Source organism: Vibrio sp. PSi01 (genome assembly GCF_054960695.1).
The window spans coordinates 1-950 of record NZ_JBHNYN010000042.1 but is presented as its reverse complement, the minus strand read 5'-3'; the positions used below and the strand labels follow the sequence as shown (position 1 = coordinate 950).

The 950-nt window shown below is 45.3% G+C and carries 1 protein-coding gene; it reads left to right on the top strand.

Annotated elements, in window-relative coordinates:
- Positions 1 to 950 (top strand): Ig-like domain-containing protein (locus tag ACFI6G_RS22125; RefSeq protein ID WP_462710479.1); only part of this gene is annotated, 950 nt, incomplete at both ends.

Sequence of the window (950 nt, the reverse complement as noted above, 5' to 3'; positions counted from 1 at the left end):
ACTCGATACTCAAGTAGATCAAGGAACCGTCACAGTTGATAACATCACAGCCGATGATGTCGTTACGGTCACCGAACAAGTCCAAACTATTGCTGTGACGGGCCGTGCTACTGGTGGTGATATTGAGTCTGGTGACAGTGTCACTGCGACAATCAATGATAACGAGTACACAACGACGGTCAATGAAGATGGCGGTTGGCAACTTGATGTGAGCGGCGAAGATCTTGCTTTAGATACAGATTTTAATGTCACTGTCGAATCAACAGATGCTGCGGGTAACAGCAGTAACTCTACGGGGATCTCTGAGCATAGGTATAATGATACTCCGCTAATCGTCAACCTCAATGTCGATCCAGTTACCGATGATTCAATAATTAATTCAAGTGAATCTCAGGCGGCTATCACTATCACTGGCTCTGTGACCGGTGATGAATTCTCATCGGGTACTGTAAGCTTGGTTATCGATGGCAACCAATACACAGGAGTTGTCAATCCGGATACAGGTTTATTTGAGATCGAGGTTAATGGCTCAGACTTAGTTGCAGATAGCGATACGATTATTGATGCCTCTGTATCCGTCGTAAACGACATTGGCCAAGTGGGTGATGCTGAGTCTACCGAAAAGTATTTTACTGATACATCGGCGGCCGCGGTCATTCGAGTTGACCGTATCACTGCGGATGACATCATTAACTCAGAAGAAAGCCAAGGTAATGTGTTCGTATCTGGTCGAGTTGGCTTTGATGCTGGACCGGGAGATACAGTTACTCTCGATATTAATGGAAATACGTACACAACTACTGTTCTAGGCGGCAAAACTTGGTTTGTAGAGGTTTCAGGTCAAGATCTTGCCAACGATACCCAATTTAATGCATCAGTTTCTGGTATTGATGACGCAGGAAATCCATATACGGCCACGACTGTTTCAACGCATACGGTCGACACAGAAG